This window comes from Pseudomonas sp. LBUM1653 (assembly GCF_059716115.1).
The window spans coordinates 3,538,048-3,560,319 of sequence record NZ_CP166803.1 but is presented as its reverse complement, the minus strand read 5'-3'; the positions used below and the strand labels follow the sequence as shown (position 1 = coordinate 3,560,319).

Annotated in this window: 17 protein-coding genes; 6 read left to right on the top strand and 11 right to left on the bottom strand. The window is 60.4% G+C overall.

All coding sequences use genetic code 11. The annotated features are described in order from the left end of the window. Window positions 1–4: 4 nt before the first annotated feature. On the top strand, window positions 5–973 hold the full coding sequence (locus tag ACA054_RS16015; RefSeq protein WP_497685102.1) for a WD40/YVTN/BNR-like repeat-containing protein: 969 nt from the start codon (window positions 5–7) through the stop codon (window positions 971–973). A gap of 41 nt (window positions 974–1,014) precedes the next feature. Continuing rightward, the gene (locus tag ACA054_RS16010; protein WP_497685101.1) at window positions 1,015–2,706 is read left to right on the top strand and encodes a 3-(methylthio)propionyl-CoA ligase; all 1,692 of its coding nucleotides are present in this window, start codon (window positions 1,015–1,017) and stop codon (window positions 2,704–2,706) included. Here the strand turns inward: ACA054_RS16010 and ACA054_RS16005 are convergent. The 7 genes from ACA054_RS16005 to ACA054_RS15975 form a co-directional block, all read right to left on the bottom strand. Continuing rightward, entirely contained in the window at window positions 2,681–4,129 is a 1,449-nt protein-coding gene (locus ACA054_RS16005; RefSeq protein ID WP_497685100.1) for an arylsulfatase, read from the bottom strand. The two genes, ACA054_RS16010 and ACA054_RS16005, sit on opposite strands and share 26 nt — an antisense overlap. Window positions 4,130–4,168: 39 nt before the next feature. Further along, window positions 4,169–5,020, bottom strand: a complete 852-nt coding sequence (locus ACA054_RS16000) for an SDR family NAD(P)-dependent oxidoreductase (protein WP_497685099.1) — start codon at window positions 5,018–5,020, stop codon at window positions 4,169–4,171. Window positions 5,021–5,249: 229 nt separating this feature from the next. Then, window positions 5,250–6,818, bottom strand: a complete 1,569-nt coding sequence (locus ACA054_RS15995) for an AMP-binding protein (RefSeq protein WP_497685098.1) — start codon at window positions 6,816–6,818, stop codon at window positions 5,250–5,252. Between the two features lie 116 nt (window positions 6,819–6,934). Continuing rightward, entirely contained in the window at window positions 6,935–8,209 is a 1,275-nt protein-coding gene (locus ACA054_RS15990; RefSeq protein ID WP_497685097.1) for an acyl-CoA dehydrogenase family protein, read from the bottom strand. Between the two features lie 144 nt (window positions 8,210–8,353). Further along, window positions 8,354–9,847: a DUF1254 domain-containing protein gene (locus ACA054_RS15985; RefSeq protein WP_497685096.1), complete on the bottom strand. Its 1,494-nt coding sequence runs from the start codon at window positions 9,845–9,847 to the stop codon at window positions 8,354–8,356. Between the two features lie 33 nt (window positions 9,848–9,880). Continuing rightward, on the bottom strand, window positions 9,881–11,407 hold the full coding sequence (locus ACA054_RS15980) for a DUF1254 domain-containing protein (RefSeq protein ID WP_497685095.1): 1,527 nt from the start codon (window positions 11,405–11,407) through the stop codon (window positions 9,881–9,883). 117 nt (window positions 11,408–11,524) lie between these two features. Next, window positions 11,525–12,529, bottom strand: coding sequence for an AraC family transcriptional regulator (locus ACA054_RS15975; RefSeq protein ID WP_497685094.1), 1,005 nt, complete (start codon window positions 12,527–12,529; stop codon window positions 11,525–11,527). A 121-nt stretch (window positions 12,530–12,650) separates the two neighbouring features. Between ACA054_RS15975 and ACA054_RS15970 the strand changes: the two genes are divergently transcribed. Beyond that, on the top strand, window positions 12,651–13,793 hold the full coding sequence (locus ACA054_RS15970) for an AraC family transcriptional regulator (protein ID WP_497685093.1): 1,143 nt from the start codon (window positions 12,651–12,653) through the stop codon (window positions 13,791–13,793). 26 nt (window positions 13,794–13,819) lie between these two features. Here the strand turns inward: ACA054_RS15970 and ACA054_RS15965 are convergent, their stop codons facing one another. From ACA054_RS15965 to ACA054_RS15955, 3 genes are all read right to left on the bottom strand, one after another. After that, window positions 13,820–14,626, bottom strand: a complete 807-nt coding sequence (locus ACA054_RS15965) for an MBL fold metallo-hydrolase (RefSeq protein WP_497685092.1) — start codon at window positions 14,624–14,626, stop codon at window positions 13,820–13,822. Between the two features lie 94 nt (window positions 14,627–14,720). Continuing rightward, the gene (locus ACA054_RS15960; RefSeq protein WP_497685091.1) at window positions 14,721–14,975 is read right to left on the bottom strand and encodes a hypothetical protein; all 255 of its coding nucleotides are present in this window, start codon (window positions 14,973–14,975) and stop codon (window positions 14,721–14,723) included. A 41-nt stretch (window positions 14,976–15,016) separates the two neighbouring features. Next, window positions 15,017–16,204, bottom strand: coding sequence for a thiolase C-terminal domain-containing protein (locus ACA054_RS15955; protein WP_497685090.1), 1,188 nt, complete (start codon window positions 16,202–16,204; stop codon window positions 15,017–15,019). 228 nt (window positions 16,205–16,432) lie between these two features. Here ACA054_RS15955 and ACA054_RS15950 point away from each other — a divergent pair, with 228 nt between their 5' ends. After that, window positions 16,433–17,191: an SDR family NAD(P)-dependent oxidoreductase gene (locus tag ACA054_RS15950; RefSeq protein ID WP_497685089.1), complete on the top strand. Its 759-nt coding sequence runs from the start codon at window positions 16,433–16,435 to the stop codon at window positions 17,189–17,191. A 120-nt stretch (window positions 17,192–17,311) separates the two neighbouring features. Continuing rightward, entirely contained in the window at window positions 17,312–19,981 is a 2,670-nt protein-coding gene (locus ACA054_RS15945; RefSeq protein WP_497685088.1) for a helix-turn-helix transcriptional regulator, read from the top strand. A gap of 56 nt (window positions 19,982–20,037) precedes the next feature. Here the strand turns inward: ACA054_RS15945 and ACA054_RS15940 are convergent, their stop codons facing one another. Then, the gene (locus tag ACA054_RS15940; protein ID WP_497685087.1) at window positions 20,038–21,171 is read right to left on the bottom strand and encodes a saccharopine dehydrogenase family protein; all 1,134 of its coding nucleotides are present in this window, start codon (window positions 21,169–21,171) and stop codon (window positions 20,038–20,040) included. 208 nt (window positions 21,172–21,379) lie between these two features. Between ACA054_RS15940 and ACA054_RS15935 the strand changes: the two genes are divergently transcribed. Next, complete coding sequence (locus ACA054_RS15935) at window positions 21,380–22,210, top strand: hypothetical protein (protein WP_497690319.1); 831 nt, start codon at window positions 21,380–21,382, stop codon at window positions 22,208–22,210. The last annotated feature ends 62 nt before the right edge of the window (window positions 22,211–22,272 follow it).

The window sequence follows — 22,272 nt, the reverse complement described above, 5'->3', positions numbered from 1 at the left end:
TGAAATGTCGAACAAAACGATTTCGCTGCCACGCATGTTAGCTATCGCTGCGTTGTTCGGCCTGGCAGGCCAGGTACTGCATGGCCAGGGTGCCGAGCTACCCGCCATGCGCCTGACCCAGACGCAACTAGCGCCGCTGGTGGCGGTCAGCAAGGCGGGCTCGGGGTTTGTCGCCCTGGGTGATCACGGTGTGGTGGTGCTGTCTGCCGATGGCAAGCACTGGCACCAGGCCAAGGCCGTGCCGGTGGATGGACTGCTGACGGCGTTGAGTTTCGCCGATGGGCAAAACGGCTGGGCCGTGGGGCATGGCGGGGTGTTGCTGCGTACCAAAGACGGCGGTGACACCTGGTCATTGCAATCGCCCCTGGAAGGTAAACCCGTGCTGTTGTCGGTTTGGTTCGAGAACACCCGGCACGGCATTGTCGTCGGCGCCTACGGCTACGCCAGCGAAACCCGCGATGGTGGTCGCAGCTGGCAGCGCCTGAGCGTGAGCAGTGACGGCGACGATTACCACCTCAACCAGATCTTTGCCGGGCGCGATGGCCACCTGTTCATCGCCGGGGAGGGCGGTAGCGCCTACCGGTCTCCTGACAATGGAGCGACCTGGGAAACCCTGGATACCGGCGTCAGCGGTTCGTTGTGGGCTGGCGCGAGCCTGCGCGATGGCCGCGTTCTGTTGGCAGGCATGAGCGGGCGGATGCTGGTCAGCGACGACCTGGGCGATACCTGGCACGCCAGGGACAGCGGTAGCCAGGAAGCCATCACTGCGGTCGGCCAACTCAGCGACGGTCGCGTAGCGCTGGTGGGCAATGGCGGGCTGGTAGCCGTTGCCGATCAGGGCCTGCAGCACTTCCAGGCGCAGGTCCGCGCCGACCGGCAGAACCTCGCCGCACTCGCGCCGCTGGGCGATAGCCAACTGGCGCTGTTCGGCCCACAGGGTGTGCTGAGCCAGGATCTGACAGATACCGATTAATCCGCGTCGGCACCGACCGGCGCACTCAAACAAGAATCTGAATGGAGCACGAAACCATGCTGGGATTGATGCAAGATCAACCGCTACTGATTTCATCGGTTCTCGAACACGCGCTCACGGCGCATCCGAGGATCGAAATTGCCTCGCGCACGATCGAAGGGCCGATGCATCACTGCACCTATGCCGATATCGGCCGGCGTGCCAAACAACTGGCCAATGCCCTGACCACACTTGAGGTGCAACCCGGTGAACGGATTGGCACGCTGGCCTGGAACGGTTACCGGCATATGGAGCTGTATTTCGGTGTGTCGGGTATGGGTGCAGTGCTGCATACCATCAACCCGCGCCTGTTTCCCGAGCAGATCGAATTCATTGCCAACCACGCTGAAGATCAGTACATGTTTTTCGACCTTTCGTTCGCCGCGCTGGTAGAGCAGCTCGCGCCGCGAATGAAGACCGTCAAAGCCTTCATCGCCCTGACGGATCGCAGCCGGATGCCGGACATCGAGGTGCCCAATCTGCTGTGTTACGAGGACTTGATCGACGGCCAGAGCAGTGTGTTCGACTGGCCTGTGCTCGATGAAAGGGCGGCCTCCTCGATGTGCTACACCTCGGGCACCACCGGCAATCCGAAAGGCGTGTTGTTTTCGCACCGTTCCTCGATTTTGCATTCCCTGGGGCTGTGCACATCGGAGGGCTTTGGCCTGTCGTCGGCGGATTCGGCGCTGCTGGTGGTGCCCATGTTCCACGTCAATGCCTGGGGCATGCCCTACGCGGCGGCCATGTGCGGCGCCAGGCTGGTGCTACCGGGCCCGGCGCTGGACGGCGAGAGCCTTTACGAGCTGATGCGTACCGAACAGGTGACGCTGGCCCTGGGTGTGCCGACGGTGTGGATGATGTTGCAGCAACACGTCGAAGCCCGTGGCCTGGACCCGGTGGCGGACCTGTGCCTGAATCGGGTGGTGATTGGCGGCGCTGCGGCACCGAGGACCCAGGTCGAGACGTTCGAAACCCGTTTCGGTGCCCGGGTGCTGCATGCCTGGGGCATGACCGAAATGTCGCCACTGGGCACTGTCTGCAACCCGCTGCCCAAACATCGCGATGCGTCGCCGGCTGAATTGCTTGACCTGCAGGCCAAGCAGGGGCGAGCGCTGTTCGGCGTGTCCATGAAGATCGTCGACGAGGAGGGCGCCGAGTTGCCCCGTGATGGCAAGGCCTCCGGTCATCTGCTGGTCAAGGGGCCGTGGATCGCCAAGCAATATTTCCGGGGGGAGGGCGCGAGCATTCTCGATGATGCCGGCTGGTTCGACACCGGTGATATCGCCACCATCGATTGCGATGGCTACATGCAGATCACCGACCGCGCCAAGGATGTCATCAAGTCCGGTGGCGAATGGATTTCCTCGATCGACCTGGAGAACGCCGCCGTCGGCCATCCAGCGGTGGCCGAGGCGGCCGTCATTGGTATTGCTCATGCCAAATGGCAGGAGCGCCCGCTGCTGATCGTGGTGATCAAGCCCGGCAAGGCCGCCAGCAAGGAAGAACTGCTGGCATACCTGGAAACACGGGTAGCGAAGTGGTGGCTGCCGGTCGATGTCGCTTTCGTCGAGGCACTGCCGCATACGGCAACGGGCAAACTGCAAAAAATGAAGTTGCGCGAGCAGTTTCGCGACTATCGCCTTACAGAGGGGGGATTGTGCACGGACATCAACCACCAAATTTCGTCAGATTGACGGCTTTTGGATTGGGATAGTGCTCGAGTGACTTCATGTATTGGCCGATCAACTTCATATACGGAGCAAGGGTCCAGGCATTCACAGCGACGGTATTGACCTCCTCACGGGGGTCCTGCTCGATATTGAAGATCGATGGATAACCGGTCAGTTCGGCGCGGTAGCCGCCTACACCCGCCATGGCTGGATTGCCGGCCGAGCTGATGAACTGTTTCGGATAGATGCGAAACTGCCGCCAACGCACGGCAACGATCTCGTCACCGATGAAGGTGATCAAGCTTTCACGCCTGGAAGCGGCCTGCCTGCCGAGAACGACATCGCTCTGGTCGACGCCGTCGATTGGCCGATCCGCCGGAACCGCGGCGCCAATGATCTTCGCCAGCGTTGGAAAGACATCATGGATGGACACCATCGCGTTGCTCGCCCGTGGCGCGATCCTGCCTGGCCACTTGATCATGGCCGGCACACGCAATGACCCTTCCAGCGCATCGCCGAGCTCGCCACGGAACGGGCCGTTCGAGCCTCCGCGGAACTCGGCCGGCCCTTCGGTCGGTGCAGCGCCATTGTCCGATAGCCAGATCACGATGGTGTTGTCTTCGACGCCGGCGCTCTTGATGGCGTCCAACACCTGGCCGGTGCGGTGATCGAGCTCCATGATCGCGTCACCATAGGGACCAATCCGCGACTTGCCGACAAACTCGGGGGCGACCAGGGACGGATAATGGGTATTCGTCCAGCCGACGAAGAGGAAGAACGGCTCATTCTCCTTGGCCTGGCGCTGGATGTATTGCACCGCCGAATGGGCAATATCTGCCTCCACCTGGCGGCGGTAATCCACCGTATAAGGGCGGACTTTGTTCAGAACTCCGTTCGCCTCGGACTCCCAGATCGCCGGCTCGGATGCCGAGATAAGCGCTTCGGCAAGCCCGCTGCGCTGCATGCCGTCGCGATACAGGGTGCTATCGCTGGTTTCGATAACGCCAACCCGGTACTGGTCGAAGCCCTGGCGGGTCGGCCAGCTTTGCTCGCTTGACCCCAGATGCCATTTGCCGATGAAGCTGGTGGCGTAGCCCTGGCTTTTGAACAGTTCTCCCAGTGTCACTTCATTGGCCTGGAGCGTATTCGGCGTGCCCGCGACGATGATGCTGCCAAGGCCTGAACGTGGCGAATAGCGTCCGGTCTGCAGCGCGGCGCGGGAGGGCGTGCAACCGGGCTCCACGAGGAACTGGGTAAAGCGCACGCCTTCGCTGGCCAACTGGTCGATGCGCGGGGTCGGCATACCCCGGATCTCGCCCGCGCCATAGGCGCCAATGTCACCATATCCGACGTTGTCGGCCAGCATGACGACGACGTTGGGTTTGTCCTGGGCCTGCGCGCAGCCCGTGAATGCGATCAGGAACGACAGTAGCCGGATACGTTGCATTGTTTCCTCTCCGCGGGTGCGCGCTGACTTAACAGTTTTTCAAACCAATCGCTTGGCTTCATCCTGTTCGGCGTAAAGCCACTTGCGGTTGCGGTACAGATAGGCGATCAAACGGAAATAGGTTTCCGGCATCCAGCGTTTGAGTCGCCAGGCCCATTTGGCATCCGGTTGAGTCATGACGTAGAGGCGGTCCTTTTCCAGTGCACGAATCACATCGTCGACAATGTGCTGGGAGGTGAATCGGGACTTTTTCAGTTGGGCCAGCAGGCGTTTCTCCATGGCGCGTTCGCTGGTGAGCGAGTCGCCCAGCGATGTCGCGAACACGGTCGGGCACACCACGGTGACGCCGATGTCATAGCCGCTGAGCTCGGACTTGAGGGTCTCCGATAGAGACACAACGCCAGCCTTGGCCACGTTGTAGGGCGACATTTCAGGCCCGGACAAGGTACCGGCGCTCGACGCAGTATTGATGATGCAGCCGCCGGCCTGAGCCTTGAGCAAAGGCACGAAGGCGCGGCAACCATAAATTACGCTCCACAGATCGACATTGATGACTTTTTCCCACTCTTCCAGGGGAAGGTCATCGATCAAGCCGGCAGACGCAATGCCCGCATTGTTGAACACCAGGTCGACGCCGCCCCACAGTTGTTTGACGGTGTTGGCGGCGTCCTGCAAGGCCTCTTGCCGGGTGACGTCCAAGACCATGCTGAAGGTCTCGGCACCCTGTTTGCGCAACTGCGCCTCAGCCTGCTCCAGTCTTGTCGCGTTGATGTCGGCGATCAGCAGTTTCCAGCCCCTGCTTGCCAGATGCATGCAGATGGCCAGGCCAAAACCACTGGCAGCGCCTGTCACGAAGGCACGTTTTGCCGGGTATTTTTGTTCGAGTTTCATGATTGCTCGCAATGCCGTTGTCGTTACTGAAATTAGCCGGGGGTAGCCGTAGAGCCGATGCCCACATTTGTGGCGAGGGGATTTATTGTGGCGAGGGGATTCATCCCCGTTCGGCTGCGAAGCAGTCGTATATCAGATCAACTCAGTCGGTCTGAACGGACGCTGGGGGCCGCTTCGCGACCCAACGGGGCGGTGCGACGTTTCGCTGAATCCCCTCGCCACAGATTGCTCAATGCACAGCCCTGGTCTTGCCCTGCCAATAGGCTTTACGCAGTTCGGTTTTCAGCACCTTGCCCGCCGGGCTGCGGGGCAATTGTTCGGTGAAGTCCACACTCTTCGGAGTCTTGACGCTTCCCAGCCGTTCCTTGACCAGCGCAATCAGGTCGTCTCCCGTGCAGCTCCTGCCAGGCTTGAGCTGGACAATTGCCTTCACCGCTTCGCCCCATTTGTCGTCAGGAATGCCGATCACGGAGCAATCCTGAACGGCGTCATGGGTGGTGAGTACCTGTTCGATCTCGTTCGGATAAACGTTGAATCCGCCGGTGATGATCATGTCCTTCTTGCGGTCGACAATGGTGATATAGCCGTCCTCGGCCATGACCCCGACGTCGCCGGTGTGGTGCCAGCCTTGCTGACGGACTTCGGCAGTTGCCTGGGGATTGTTGAAATAGCCCGGCGTCACCAGATCGCCGCGAATGCAGATTTCCCCCGCGTCACCGCGCGCCACTTCCTCGCCTTCGTCATTGAGGATGGCGACGGTGTTGAGTACACAAGGCCGGCCAATGGATTGCAGGCGCGCTTCATTGATGGTGCCGTCCGCGCCGATGTAGTCCCAGGGCGCCTTCGCGGTAATCGCCGCCGGTGCTTCGGACTGACCAAACGCCTCGGACATGACCGGGCCAAACACCTGCACGGCTTCCTTCAGCTTCTCCAGTGACGTCGGCGCAGCGCCGACCAGGAAATGCTTGAGCGAGCGGTAGTCGCGCTGGCGGATGTCGGGCAACGCCAACAGCATATACAACACCGTCGGCGGCAGAAAAAGATGGGTGACCTGGTATTTTTCGATCGCATCGGCCACCGCTTCAGGAACGGCACCCGCCATGATCGCGTTGGTCCCGCCGCGCGCGAAATGCAGGCATCCGGTGAGACCGGCGGTGTGGGTCATTGGCGCCACCACCAGATGGCAGGTGCTGTCGTGATAATCGAAGTGCGCGTAGAAGTTGCTGAAGAAGGTATGGATGTTGCGATGGGTAATCATCACCCCCTTCGACTTTCCGGTCGTGCCACCGGTGGGGTACAAGGCAAAGGTGTCGTCCAGGCTGCCGGCTCCCACGGCGGGGGTATAGCTCGCCGGTGCACCTTGCGACCACGCCTCGAGGGAGGTCCCCACGCCGCAATCGCCGTCGATGCAAACAAGCTCGCGAAGGCCGGGGCAACGTGCCTTCAGTTCAGCTGCCTCATTGGCGTAGGTGCTATGGAACAGCAGCAACTCGCCTTCGAAGTCATTGAACAAATCCACATTGGCCGCCACCGTGTTGCGCGGATTGACCGGCAGCCACACGCAACGTGCGCGGAACACGCCCAGCAGCGCCAGGAAGGCGACCGTGCTATTGGGGGCCAAGACGCCGACATGGCCACCGGCACTGAACCCGTTGTGGGCGATCGCGCCGGCAATGGCTTGCGTCACGGGCGCCGCCTGGGCATAGGTCACTGCGCTGGCATCGTTGCCGACGTCGACGAAGGCCAGATTGTGCGGGTAAAAACGAACGGCGTTATCGAAGTGATCGATGATCCGCATGGCAAATGCACTCCATTAAACAGGTTTCCACATCGACTGGCTTTTTCGACACAGCGTTATCCTCGGGCTGCACAGGTGGCAGCCCGGGAATGTGGTTGATTGGGTCTTTAGGGGAATCAGTTGGCGCGTTGGTAGGCGCGGCTCAGCCAGCGCATGCCCTTGAGCTTGAGCACGTTGGTTTCGCCATCCTCGATCATCGATGCCCGGGCGTCGCGCATGAGCTTCTCGATCGGGTATTCCTTGGTCAGACCATTGCCGCCGAACAATTGCAGCGCTTCACTGGCCACCTGGAACGCAGTCTCGGTGACATAGGTCTTGCTGGTGATCGAGGCCAGCAGGTGCGGGCCTTTTTCGCTGTAGTTATAGGCGAACACGCGATGGGCAATGGCGCGCGAGAGTTCGACTTTCTGCCACAGGTCGAAGGTGCGCAGCTGCACGCTCTGATGGTTGATGATCGGTGTACCGCCTTGCTTGCGCTCGTGCACGTACGCCAGCGCGTGCTCGAAGGCTGCGCGGGCCACGCCGGTGAAGGTTGCCGCCATTTCCATGTTGCCGAACGTCAGGGCGCCGAAAAAGCTGGTGATGGCCGCTTCACCCTCGGCGAGGGCATATTTCCTCGGCACACGCACTTCATTGAAATAGATCTCACCTTGGGGCAGGGCACGCTGGCCGAGTTTTTCCAGCGGCTTGCCTTTCGAGACACCCGGCAGGTCGAGCGGGATGAGGATGGCGATGTGATTCAGGCCAGCGCCATTTTCATGTTCCAGGCCATTGCCGTAGTCGCAAGGTATGTAGGCCAAGGCAGTCTGGGCCAGGGGCGCATAGGAAACCCACGCCGAGGACTGGCCTTGAATGATCACTTCATCGCCGTCGACCCGCGCGTAAAGGTTGCCACGCGATTGCTTGTTGCCACGCTGGACCAGGTCGGCGTCGATGTCGACGATGTCGCTGCCACGGTCGGGCTGGGTTGCGAGCCAGCAGCCAGGGAGCGCGCCGAATCGCTCGATGATTTGCGGGTTGCCGCTGTTGTGCGCTGCATAGGCCGGGAAAGAGGAGGCCAACGTGGCGATGGCCAGCCCCGAATCGCCCCAGCCAAGCTCTTCAAAGATAATCGGCATGATGCGCGATTTCTGCTGGCTGTCCATCGCCGCCAGTGCGCCGAGATCGAGCAGCCCCGATTCGTGCACCTGACGCATGTAGTCGAACAGGGGAGAGCCGGGCGCGACCACTTCCTCGGCAGTCATTTTGTCCAGCTCAGCGCCGATCGGGCGCATGACGTTCTTGGCGAAGCTGTGCGCCACTTCCTGAATGGCCCGTTCTTCTTCCGTCAAGTCACTTTCCAGGCCGCTAAGACCCAGCACAGGCTCGACAATTTTCTCCAGATCGAACATCGATAATTCCTCTTGTTATTGTTCCAACCGATTGATTGAGAGTAATCCCGTAACGAAAACCCCGGCTTATCGAATCGGGCACAGCGCTTGTCCCTGCGACCCTCATTTGATAGGGCTCGATAGACCGGGGTCGACACGATGGGGTTACGGTTTCACCTCCTCAATCTCGCCCGGCCGCCAGGTCTTGTTGAACCACGGCTCAAGCGGGCCGTACAGACGCAACAGCGTGTTCCAGCCTTTGCCCGGCGTGGTTTGTACCCAGTTGCTTTCCTTGCCGGGCGGCGCGGTGGGGCCGAAGTACAGGTCCACCGAGGTATCGGAGTTCATCACGACACCTTTGCGCTGGCTGCCGATACTGGGGAACTGCTGGTCGGTCTGCAGCATCGAGCGGGTCTGATTGTCGTAGAGCACGACCGACCAGAAGTTCTTCGCCGGGATATTGGGTGGCAGGTGCAGCCGGTAGGTCTTGGCGCCGTCGAAGGGTTGCCCTTTGGCGTCCACGAATGCCGTCGCGTATTGCGACCCGACGCCGACCATTTTGGTGGTCATCGCCGGTGTGTTGCCGGTGGCATAGAAGTAGAAATACGTGCGTGCGTCGGACAGGCGAATACCGTCATGCTCGAAACGATGGCTGCCGCCGATGAAAGGCGTACCCCAGGCACTACCCGGGTAGAAATAAGACTCCTTGATGCGCGTACGGTAGGTGAGGGTGCGCGCCGTTGCGCTGCCGACGGCTGCGGCCTCCGTGAGGATCTTTTTCATCCGCGCGTCAGGCGCGAACGGTTTGCCCTTTTCGATACCGATGGCGGCCAGCAGGCCGAGCGTTTCCGGGTCCATCGCAGCGTTCGGTTCTTCCTGCACCACTTCGTTGACCTCGTCGAAATAGGTGATGTCCAGGGCGTGGGTGGTATTGAACGCCTTGCCGGAGACATTGACGAAGGTCGTCGCCGGTGGTTTGGCGGCCTGGGCCAGCGGATAGATACGCAGGTGCTGCCTGATGTTCTCGACGCCCGGTTTCGGGTCGCCATCGACCTGAAAACCCCGAGTGAGGAACACGTTGCCGAAGGTCGGTGACTTCAATACGAAGTAGCCTTCCGGCACGGGGCCGTCGTAGCCCGGTGGCAGCAGCAGGTACTTGCCACCCTTGCCCTTGTCCGGTCCGGCGTTGCCGAGGTCGCCGACATAGCGGAACCAGAAGTCATCGACGATGCTGAGTGAATTGGGTGGGCTTTCAATGACGATCGGCCCGTCCTTGAGGTCGATCCAGGCCCATCCGTAAATGTTCTCGCTGTTGCCGGTCAGGAACAGCGACCTGGGGTCCATCAGGTTTTCGAACAGCGCAACGGTCTGGTTGGCCGGTCCGAACCCGGTGATGCCCTTGCGTATTGCCGACAGCGAAGCCGCCGGCATGGCCGTGAGGAAAGCCTGCACGCCGCGCTGGAAGTCTAGGTTGTCGTAGACCTTCTGCACCGTCGCCTCGTCCGGGAAACCGTCGGTGAACCTGAGGGTGCCGAGCCGCGTCTCGAGCGTGTCGGGGGTCACGATCGAAGGCGGGATGTCCGTCTTGTAAGTCTGGGCGAATGCCGAAGACACCGTGGAGGCTCCGAGCAGCATCAGCATTGCAAGTCTGGAGTTCATCAATTTATTCCTTACATTGTCCGCGCCAAAGGCTCACTTGATCTCTTCGATTTCACCCGGTTGCCAGGTCTTGTCGAACCAGGCATCGAGCGGGCCGTAGAGGCGGAAGAGGGTGTTCCAGCCTTTGCCGGGGAGGGTCTGCACCCAGTTGCTTTCCTTGCCGGGTGGCGGCTTGGGGCCGAAGTACAGGTCTACCGAAGTGTCATCGTTGATCACGATGCCTTTTCTCTGGCTGCCGATACTCGGGAACTGCTGGTCGGTCTGCAGCATCGAGCGCGTCTGATTGTCATAGAGCACGATCGACCAGAAGTTCTTCGCCGGGATGTTGGGCGGCAGATGCAGGCGGTAGTGCTTGGCGCCATCGAGTGGTTGACCCTTCGCGTCGACAAATGCCGCCGCGTATTGCGAACCGACGCCGACCATCTTCTTGACCAGCGCGGGGGTATTGACCGTGGCGTAGAAGAAGTACAACGAGCGCGCGTCCAGCTGGCGGACACCGTCGCGCTGGAATTGATAGTCAGCACCGGAGAACAGCCTGCGCCACGCGCTGTTCGGGTAGAAATACGCGTCAGGCGAACGGGCCTTGTAGGCGTTGGCGCGCGCCGTGGCACTGCCAACCGCGGCTGCTTCGGTGAGGATCTTCTTCATCCGCGCGTCAGGTGCGAACGGCTTGCCTTTTTCGATACCGATGGCGGCGAGCAATCCGAGCGTCTCAGGATCTTGCGCCGCGTTCGGCTCCTCCTGCACCACTTCGTTGACCTCCTCGAAGAACGAGAAGTCCATCGAGTGGATGGTGTTGATGGTTTTTCCGGAGAGGTTGATGAAGGTTGTCGCCGGTGGATTGGCGGCCTGCGCCAGGGGATAGATGCGCAGCTTCGTCTTGAAGTTTTCGACCGTAGGTTTGGTGTCACCGTTTACCAGAAAGCCACGGCTGACGAACCAGTTGTTGAAGGTGCGGGACTTGAATACGTGGTAACCCTGCGGCGCATCCCCTTCGTAGTCTGGAGGGAGCAACAGGTATTTGCCGCCCTGGCCCTTGTCGGGCCCGGCATTGCCCAGGTCGGTGACGTAGCGGTACCAGAAGTCATCGACAACGCCGAGGGTATTGGGCGGGCTTTCGATCACCACCGGCCCGTTCTTCAGATCGATCCAGCCCGATGCGTAGACGTTCTCGCTGTTGCCCGTCAGGAACAGTGACCTGGAGTCCAGCAGGGTCTCGGCGATGAACACTGTTCCATTGTCTGGACCGAGCGTCCTGATGGCTCTGCGCATTGCCGCCTGCGACGCCGCAGGAATGGTCGTGAGGAACGCCTGCACGCCGCGCTGGAAGTCGAGGTTGTCGTAGACCTTCTGCACCGTCGCCTCATCGGGAAAACCGTCGGTGAAGCGCAGGGTGCCGAGCCGTGTCTCGAGGGTGTCGGGCGTCACGATCGAAGGCGGGATATCGGTCTTGTAGGACTGGGCAACTGCCGTCGAAGCCATGAGTAAACCGAGCACGATGCAGAGGGAAGACTCAAGTCTGCGTATGACGCCGGCATGGCTCGTGTGAGGCAATGTCATTGTTGTTGTTCTCCATTGATGCGGACGAAGTCATCCAGCCGATGTTGGTTGCCCTATTTTGGGAACTGCACCGCATCAATGGTTTGTTAATGCACGACAAACATTTGTGATTGGATGTCACACGGCCTGAAGCGAGCCTGGATGGATGCGACGCCAGGCACTGGGCGACATCCCATACCAACGTTTGAACGCGTGTGACAATGAGCTTTGCTCGGCATAACCGAGTAACAACGCCACTTGAGAGATGCGCAGCGTCGGATCACTGAGATATAAGGCCGCACGTTCGCGGCGAATAGCGTCCACCTGCGTCTCGAATGCCAACCCTTGATCTTCCAGGCGCCGCTGCAGGGTACGCACACTGACGAAGTAATGGCTGGCGATAGTGTCGAGCGTGCAGCGGCCAGTCGGCAGCAGTTTTCGGATCAGCGCGTCCATCTGGTGCTCGAGGTCTAGCCCTGACGCATCGGCGATCCGCTCCAGATAGTCTGTGACGAGTGCCTTCATCTCCGGGTCGTTGCCATCCATCGGGCGTGTGGTATCACTTGCAGAAAATTCGAGCCCGAAAGTCGCTTGCGAAAACTTCGACGGACAACCGAAGGTACGGGAATAGAAATCCTTGGTTTGCAAGGGTGCATGGGTGAAGAAAATCGCCCGCGGCCGGGCATGGGTACCGGCCAGTATCTGGAAAACATTGACGCCCGCCATGAGGCACCATTGTTCGAACTGGCGCGCGATGCCAACCCTGGGCACTTTGATCTGATAGGTCAGGCGCAGCCCGTTGGCGATGCTTTCGCATTTGAGTTCCACGGCCGGGTTCAGCAGGCTGATGAAGCGCGCCGCCGCGCCGATCGCCTCGCCTACGGTGGCGCATTGGGTCAATGCCAGCATCACCGGGCCGAGCGGCGCGCGACCCTGCACCGTACTGAGGCGAATACCGAAATCCGGGCATTGCAGGTCGTCGGCGCAAGCTTCCATCAAGCGGATCAGCGCTGCGCCAGAAATCGCTACTTCACTTTTATCAAGCCCTTGCAGCGGCAGTTGGAAGCGTTTTTCGTAACCCGCGACATCGCCACCCAGTTCTTCTATCAGGTTCGCAAAGCCCTGCAGCACCCAGCCGCGCATGTATGGCGTCATACCACTTCTCCTTGATCATGTGGCTGCCACAAGCGGCATTCAATCACAAATGTTTGGCGTGCATTAACAAAATTGACATCTGCACCGGGGCCTAAAATGGACCTTGTCGGTGGAGGCGATAGCGCTTTTTGCCGAGTTGGACAATCAGAGGGTTTTTCCCGTGACGACAAGCAATGAGTGCAGCGCAGCGTTTGAAGCGCATCGGTCGCCGAAAGACGGCTTTGCGCCGGACAATTCAAGCCGTGGATCATCGATCATTGGCGCCTATGCCATTGCGATTGCCGAAGCGCTGGAAAATCAGGGTGCTTGCGCCGATCAGGTTTTTCGCTCGTGCGGGGTGATGTTGCCCGCGACCACCGATCCGATGCTGCGCATCGATAATCAAACCATTGCAAAACTGTATGCAGCGGCCGTGCAGGCCACAGGCGATCCGTGTTTCGGCCTGCGGGCCGGGGAAACCTTGCGTCCGGCCAATCTCCATGCGATGGGTTTTGCCCTGCTGGCCAGCATTTCGATACGGGACTTCGCGCAACGCTTGAGTTCGCTCTACCGTGTCATTTCGCAGAATGCCAACATCCGCGTGGAGGAGCGAAACAACCGATTCCTGCTCATCACTTCAAACGTAGCGGGGGCGCAGGTGTGCCATGAAACACACGACGCCTACATCGCCTTGATCTTTACGCTTTTGCGGACCATTTCCGGCAATCGGTTCCGTTTGAGCGCACTGCAATTGATCCGACCTGCCTCTGAAGGTATGGCACAGGTCTTTACCGAATACTTCCAATGCGACGTCGAATTCGGCCGACCCGAGATCGTGATGGCGATGGATCTGGACCTGGTGGACAAGCGGCTCCCGGGTGCCAACGAGGAGCTTGCCTTGAGCCATGACCGTACGGTGATGGAGTACCTTCAGCGCATTGAACGGGGTGATATCGTCAATCGCGTCCGGGCCATTGTCAGCTGCGAATTGTCCTCGCGCGCCCTGAACAAGGATCGAGTGGCTGAGCGCCTGCACATCAGCACCCGCGGCTTGCAATTGAAGCTTGCGGCCAGGGACACCAGTTTTCAGGAAATCCTCGACCATACACGGCGCACCCATGCGCTCGCCTTCATGTCGCGCAGCTCGGTGTCGGTGACGGAGGCAGCCTTTTCCCTGGGATTTTCCGAAGTCAGCAATTTTACTCGTGCCTTCAAGCGCTGGACCGGCATGGCACCGAGCCAATATCGCCAGAGCCTCGGGCTGGAGCGCTGACAGGGCAGGGCAGGACGCAATCGGGATCAAGTGTCGAAACCATTGAGCACCTGATACGGATCGAATGGCACATAACGCGATTGCCGGTCACGCAGGACGCTGACCATCGCGACCTCGGGGTCACGCGACATGATCAGCCGACCTCCGCAGGCCACCAGGTGGTCCAGCAGACTTTCTTTCTCGTCGATCAAGGATTCGGGGTTGCGGTCGTAGGCGCTGGTCACGTCCAGTTGTAGCCATTGCCTCCCCGGCACCAGGTCACCGGCAAAGATCACCGGACCACCTGGCATGTCGATCTCCGGCAAAATTTGCCCTGGGGTGTAGCCATCGCTGACATGGAAGCGCCAACCAGCGCCGAGTTCCTCGCACTCGGGGCCTTCGATCAGCGCCAGTCGACCACTGCTTTCCAGTTGTCGCAATATCTGCGGGACGAACAGCGCCCGGTCACGCGGATGGGGTTGGTTTGCCCGTGTCCAATGGCGCTTGCCGGTGATGTAGCGCGCCGCGGGAAACAGCAGGCGAGGTGTCTCGCCTTCCTTGATCAGCGCGCTGACATCGGCTGGCAATCGAGCATGAAGATGCGTCAGCAGCACCACATGGATGTCATGCTCATTCAGGCCATAGCGACCCAGGGAATCCAGCAGGCCAGGGCTCCCCGGCTGGCAACGACAGGTGCGTGGCGGTGGAGCGAGCAGGGCATCGGCACCGGCCAGCACGAGGATATTGCGCCCGTCCTGACGCACCAATAAACCACGGGAGGCCAGTTCCACCTGATTGTGGTGATCGGGCTTGACCCAGCTGGCCCAGGACTCACGCGGGATACTGCCGAACATGGCACCCCCGTCGAGCTTGCGTCGCTTGCCATCAAGCGTGGAAATCGTGCAACTCACACTCTGTACCTCTTCAAGCTCAAGCCGATGACCATGCTCAGGCGCGTTCTTTGGCTTGCATCAAGGGTTTCCAGTGCAGAAAACCGAAGAGCAGCGTCAGGACCAGGCTTGCTCCCAACGAGCCCCGGTAGCGCTTGACGTACTTGAACATGACGATGATCTCAAGCAGATGGGCGGCCAGCAGCACCACTGCAATGGCTTTCCACAATGACCACGCAGCGGGCAGCAAGCCCACGGCACTTGCGACGCCGAGAACATAGACGCCAATGCACAGGAGTTTCAGTAGTGCCATCAAAATGAGTTCCTCTTGAAATTTGCCACTCGACCGGGGTTTCAATACTTCTTGAGAATGTGCACGAATCCCGCACTGCCCAGTCCGCCGTTGTGCTGCAACGCGACCCGTGCCCCCGGAACCTGTCGTGCGCCAGCCTGGCCGCGTAATTGCCAGGTCAGTTCTGTCAGTTGCGCCAACCCTGTCGCACCCAACGGGTGTCCCTTCGCCAGCAGGCCGCCCGATGGGTTGATCACCCATTGCCCGCCATAGGTACCGCGCCTGGACGCGACAAAATCATTCAACTCTTCCTGCTTGCACAGGCCCAGCGCGACGTAAGTGGCCAATTCATTGCTGGCAAAACAGTCGTGTAACTCGATGACGTCGACATCCGACGGCCCGATACCGGCATCTTCATAAGCCTTGTTGGCCGCAGTACGGCTCAGCGCCTGAAACATCACATCCATGACGCTGCCTTCGAAAAAGCTGCGCTGATCGCTGCACCAGCCCTGACCAGCGAGGCGCACATCGGAGCGAATGCCATGGGCGCGGGCAAACTCCGGCGTGCAGACAATCACCGCGGCGGCACCACAACTCGGTGGGCAAGCGAAGTTCTTGCGCAGCCCGCGAAAGATCGGTTTCGTCGCCAGGATCTCTTCGACCGTCAACGGCGTGCGAAAAATGGCGTTTTCATTATGGGCAGCGTGCTCGCGGGATCTGACGCACACCTCGGCCAGGGTCTGTTCGGTCACGCCCATTTCCAGCATGGCGTCGACCTGAGCGCCGAACATGCAGACCGCCGGTGGCGTATCGCGCTCCTCGTCGCTGAGGTTCATGAGGTTGGCGATCACCTGCGAATGCCGCGCCAAGGGGCTGACCTTGTCAGGGAAGACCATGTCGATCGCGCCTGCGGGCATCTGTTCGAATCCAAGCGCCAGTGCGCATTCGACCTGCTGCCCCCGGACGGCCTGGACCGCCAGGGCAAACGCCGAAGAGCCACTGGCGCAATTGTTATTCACGTTGAAAATCGGAATGCCGCTGATATCCACCCGATAGAGCGCGGTCTGCCCTGCGCAGCTATCCCCGTAGACGTAGCCACAAAAGGCTTGCTCGATCAGCGCATAGTCAATGCCGGCGTCCTTGAGCGCCGCCCGCAGGGCTTTTTCCCCCATGACATCGTAACTGTCCGACTGACCCGGTTTGCGGAAGGGCACCATGCCAACTCCGGCGATAACAATATCGGTACTCATAGCGACTCCTCCATCAACGTGGCGGCCAGTATCCACAATGTTCGACGTTAGTAATTGCAAGGGCAGCGAGCTGATAACAAGTCAGGCACGCCGGGACAAATCGACCTTGCGCGGCGCCGTCGTGCCTGGGACAAGACTTGTGCTTGCAAGGACAAGCCCGGGGGCAGGAGGAGGGATAGTTTGGCGGTGAACAAAAAAAGCCATCTGGCATGAGTGAGGAGATTGACCGTGGAATTTACCGGAAAGGTTGTCATCGTAACGGGCGCCGCCAACGGCATTGGTCGTGCTTCAGCTATCCAGTTTGCCCGCCTGGGTGCGCAGCTGGTGCTGGCGGACGTCGATGAACAAGGGTTGCGCGAGACCCTTGAAGTGATTGGCGATAACGCGATCGTTGTTCCTACCAACGTCGCGGATGAAGCCGCCTGCCAGGCCATGGTGGACAGTGCGGTCAGCAAATTCGGGCGTGTAGACGTGCTGTTCAGCAATGCCGGCATCTGCGGGGTTCGCGCACGGACGGGCGAAGTGTCCGTGGCCGACTGGCGCCGTGTCATCGACATCAATCTGAACGGCGTCTTCTTCTGCGCCCGGGCGGCGATTCCGGCCATGCTGGCCAATGGCGGCGGGGTGATCATCAACACGGCGTCGGTAGATGGCCTGGTGGGCATGGCGACACTGCCGCACTACACGGCCGCCAAGCATGGCGTCGTCGGGCTGACCAAGGCCTGTGCGCTGGAGCATGGGCGGCAGAACATTCGCAGCGTTGCCATCGCTCCCGGGTACATCCGCACCGCCATGACCGAGGACAACCTCAGCAAGAACGAGCAGACCATGTTGGAAGCCATGGTGCCGCAAGGTGGCCGTGCAGGTACCCCGGAGGATGTCGCCAACCTGGTGACATGGCTGGCTTCGGACAAGGCTGCCTATATCAATGGTTCGTGCCACACTGTGGACGGGGGGTTGACCTCAGGGTTTGCGCTGCCGGAGTAAGCTCGAGGGCGCAAGCAAGCTGACGAAAACGAAGCCGCGCAAGCCGTTCCGGGGCTATCGTCTTATCGACACCCGGACTCTCTGACACCGGGCACGGGACTGCACAGAGGCATCGCCAACGTGGATCGCATAGAGCCTGAACTGGTGCTCAAGACAACCCCTCCGCGCACCCAGAGGGGCGCGCAATTGCGCGATCGACTGAGCATCGATACTCCCGAACTGGCGGACAAGGTGGCGATCAGCGTGCAGGGGCCGGCCGGCTTCGGAAAGACGATGCTGCTGGCGCAATGGCGACGCGAATTTTTGTCCCGCGGAGCCGTGGTTGCATGGCTGACTCTGGATGCGCGTGACGATGGCAGCCGTCTTGCCCTTGGGCTATCGGCCGCCATGGCCCTGGGCAGCGGCCGGCCGTCCTTCACCAGTGCCAGCGATGGAACGTCCGGCCATGGTCGCGATGAGCTGGAAGGGCTGACCCACTGGCTGGCGGAAGTGGCCGAACTCGGCGGCGAGACGGTGATGATTCTCGACGAGGCGGACGCACTGCCGGAGGCTACCGTTCGCCACTGTCTGACTTACCTGCTGCACAACGCCCCGGCCAACCTGCGCATCATCATGTCTTCGCGTCGTCGCTTGAGCCTCAATACCGCTGACCTTGTGGCCCGCGGGCTCTATGTCCGGGTCGCGGTGGATGCCTTGCGATTCCATGCCGAAGAGACTGTCGCGCTACTGAGCAATCGCTTCGGATCACGTATCGACGCTGATCTGTGCCTGCGCCTGCATGAAATCACTGAAGGTTGGCCACTGGGGTTGCAACTGGCGATTGCGGCGATCGAGAAGAGTGCCGATCTGCAAACCGCCGTCGAGGATCTCTCGGCCTGTTCCGGTGATATCCAGGGTTATTTCGTCGACAGACTGATCACCCGCCTGTCGCCCGAACAGGTCGATTTCATTACCAGCCTTTCTTTGCTGGAAGTGATTCATCCTTCACTGTGCGACGCGCTGACCGGCAGTGAGCGGGCAGGGGAGATGCTGCATGAGTTATGCGCCTCGACGCCGATCTTCGCCGAAGGCGTCGACAGCGATTGGGTGCGCTTCCATCCCCTGGCCAGGGAGTTCTTGCAGAGCCGCTTTCAAGTCGTCCCGCAAACGCAACGAAAAGTCCTCCATGAGCGGGCAGCGAGCTGGCTGGAAGCGAATGCCTTTTTCGAGGAGGCGGCGCGCCAATACTTACTGGCAGGCCAAGCCGCGCAAGGCTACCTGATGATCGAACAATGCCTTTACGAGGTCATGCTGCGCGGCCAGTTCAGCCGGGTGCTGGAATGGGTCGAAGAGCTGCCTGCCGAGGAAGTCGAGTCCCGTCCACGTCTGTGTCTGGCAGCGGCCTGGGCCCTGGCGATGAGCGAGCGACATATCGAGGCGGCCAGGTTGATCGCCTGCATCGAACAGGATCCGGCCGCGGATGACGAAACGCGCTGCGAAGCAGCAGCGATAGCCGCCGCTGCCGCTTATTTTGCCGACCGGCCAGACGAATCCATGGCACTGCTCGCTCCGTGGATGGACAAACTGTCTTGCGGTTCGATCAAGCTGCAAGCCATCGTTGCCAATCTGGTGGCCCGCATAACCCTGTTCCAGGGACAACCGGAAAAAGCCCGGCGCATCTTTCAGCGCGCGCCGCACTATACGTGGACGCCTGGGCTCGACGGCATCCGCGGCTATGGTGAGTGGGTCGTGGGCATGACCTACCTGTACGAAGGGCGTATGCCGCCCGCCGAGGGCGCTTTTCGCAAAAGTTTGCTGCGTGCCGATCAGGATATCGGCAGGCGCAGCTCGGTGGCGGTGATGCTCGCCTGTGGGTTGGCCACGGTGCTACTGGAACGCGGTGAGATCCAGGAGGCGACGACGGTACTCGCCAACCGGCTGGATGTCGTCGAGCGGTTGGCGTCGCCGGATGCGATTGCAATGGGATTTCTCACGGCGGCACGCCTGGCCGTATTGCAGGGACAGCCAGATCGGGGTCATGACTTACTGACGGCATTGTTCGCGCTCGGCGAAGAACGGGGCATCGCACGTTTCTGCATGGTGGCCCTGGGAGAACAGATTCGTCTGCATGCGCTGCGTGGCCGAGGCGATTCCTGCCAGGCACTCTGGAAGCGGCTGGATGCACTGGTGCCTGATGTCGCTCGCCGTCAGCACGGCCTGCTGGGACAGGAACTGGCTCTGTTAGCCGGGTTGAGCAACGCCTACGTTTGCCTCGTCCAGCGCGACTGGCAGGCCATGCTGAGCGTGCTCGCCGTGGCAAACGAGCTTGCCGAGCGTCTGCAGCGCGGTCGCGAAATCGTTCAGGTCAAGTTGCTAAAGGCATTGGCGCTCAAGGATTCAGGAGGGGATGGACTGCCCTGTCTGCTCGAAGCGGTCAGCCTGGCCGAGACCTACGGCCTGCAGCGGGTCCTGCAGGACACCCATCCCGATCTCGCGACGTGGGTGCAGAAGGTCCACGACAAGGATGCCCGGATGACTGCGCAGCAAGCCAGCCCAATCATTGCGCCTCGCCGGCAGGAGCCAGTCGCCACCGGCGTTTCGCCCAGCCGGCTGTTGACGCCCAAAGAGCGGGAAGTGCTGCAGTTGCTGGCACGCAATCTGACGAACAAACAGATAGCCCTGGCACTGAACGTCGGCGATGAAACCGTGAAGTGGCATCTGAAAAACCTCTACGGAAAATTTCATGCCGGCACCCGCAAGCATGTGGTGGACCGCGCCTACATGCTGGGCATTCTCGAGACGTCTGGTTGAGAGAGACGCGTCTGAATCGCGCCAGCAGGCTGGCGCGAAGTACCCTTCATTGCTGATCAGAGCTTGGTGACAACAGCACGAGCCAAACCGCGTTCTTCGCAGAAACCCAGCAGGTAGCGGTGACCGAACGCCTTGGAACCAGACGCGAAGCCCACTTTCGCGGTATCGCCGGCGAGCAGCTTGATCACGCCCGCGACTTGCAAGGCACCGGTGGCAATGTAGGCGGTGGTGCCGAGTACTTCGGCGCGCACCGCCGAGAGCTGCCCGCGGCCGATCGCGGTATCGACTGTACGCATCAACGTTGTGCGCTCGCGTGGCGGCATCGCCGGGGTCGTCGCCTGGACGATATCCTTGAGCACCTCATCCTGAGCATCAGCCGGAAGATGCTTGTATTCGGCTTCCCACTTCTTGTGCAGCGAATGCACCATCTTCATCGCGTCGTTGTCGTAGAAGCCGACGCAGGACACGCAGGAACGTACGCGCGGATCATTCTCGAAATAGATCGGCAACGAGGTGCCGCCCCATGGCAAGGCGAACACGGGTTGCATGAAGTGGGGCGAAGGGATCAAGAACGAAGCATCGACCGGGTGTGACACCAGTTTCTTGTCCCACAGGTAACAATGCTCGGCGCGGTACATCTCGAAAATCGAAGCAGTGGAGCCGACCGTTACGCCGGCACCGATACCGCGCTGGCCACGGCACAGCGCCGAGGTTTCCAGGGAGTCGATACCGGGGTGTTCGAGCGCCAGTTCGGCGGCAATCTCCGAGAAGGTATTCATGTACGCCAGTGAAGGCGAGACCAGCAGGCCGGCCTGGGCGAAACGCTCACCAAACTGGTCGCGCACATTGCGCACAAACGACTGTTCGCCAGTGGTATCCAGGTAGTGGCAGCCGGCATTGAGCGCGGCTTCAACGGTGACAAGACCGAATTTGGCGAAGGGGCCGACGGTATTGCAAACGACCTTGGCACCTTTGAATGCCTGGGTCAGCGATTCGACGGTGTGATCGACTTCGATGATTTCGTAAGTCGCAGACTCCAGTCGCACTACACGCTGCGCCATCATTTCCTGCGTGCGCCCGGCACTGCGCGCCACAGCGGTAAACGCAATGTTCTGATCGATCAGCCAATCCATGATCAGCATGCCGGTGTAACCACTGGCGCCATAGACAACGACGGGATACTTAGCCATTTTTTATTCTCTAGATGTTGTTGGGTATTGAGGCTGTAACTTCAAGTCATCAATACAGGCAAAGCGGTAGAGGCCACCGCTTCCTGCGCCAGTCAAAAATAGTGAGTTCGACACCCTTTAGCCCCCCCACACCGGGGGGCATCTGATCTTCGGCGAACGCCAAATCTGCAGCCGCCAGAGATCCCTTGTGGGAGCGAGCTTGCTCGCGATGGTGGTCAACGATGACGCGGGCAGCCTGAATGACCTCGGTGTCCTGAAGTTTTTCGCGAGCAGGCTCGCTCCCACAGTTTTGATCTTCAGCTACCGCCAGATCAGCGGCCGCCAGAGATCCCTTGTGGGAGCGAGCTTGCTCGCGATGGTGGTCAACGATGACGCGGGCAGCCTGAATGACCTCGGTGTCCTGAAGTTTTTCGCGAGCAGGCTCGCTCCCACAGTTTTGATCTTCAGCTACCGCCAGATCAGCGGCCGCCAGAGATCCCTTGTGGGAGCGAGCCTGCTCGCGATGGTGGTCAACGATGACGCGGGCAGCCTGAATGACCTCGATGTTCTGAAGTTTTTCGCGAGCAAGCTCGCTCCCTCAGTTTTGATCTTCAGCTACCGCCAGATCTGCGGCCGCCAGAGATCCCTTGTGGGAGCGAGCTTGCTCGCGATGGTGGTCAACGATGATGCGGGCAGCCTGAATGACCTCGGTGTCCTGAAGTTTTTCGCGAGCAGGCTCGCTCCCACAGTTTTGATCTTCAGTGAACGCCAGATCTGCGGCCGCCAGAGATCCCTTGTGGGAGCGAGCTTGCTCGCGATGGTGGTCAACGATGACGCGGGCAGCCTGAATGACCTCGGTGTCCTGAAGTTTTTCGCGAGCAGGCTCGCTCCTACAGTTTTGATCTTCAGCGAACGCCAGATCTGCGGCCGCCAGAGATCCCTTGTGGGAGCGAGCCTGCTCGCGATGGTGGTCAATGAAGACGCGGGCAGCCTGAATGACCTCGGTGTTCTCAGGTTTTTTCGCGAGCAGGCTCGCTCCCACAGTTTTGATCTTCAGTGAACGCCAGAACTGCGGCCGCCAGAGATCCCTTGTGGGAGCGAGCCTGCTCGCGATGGTCGTCA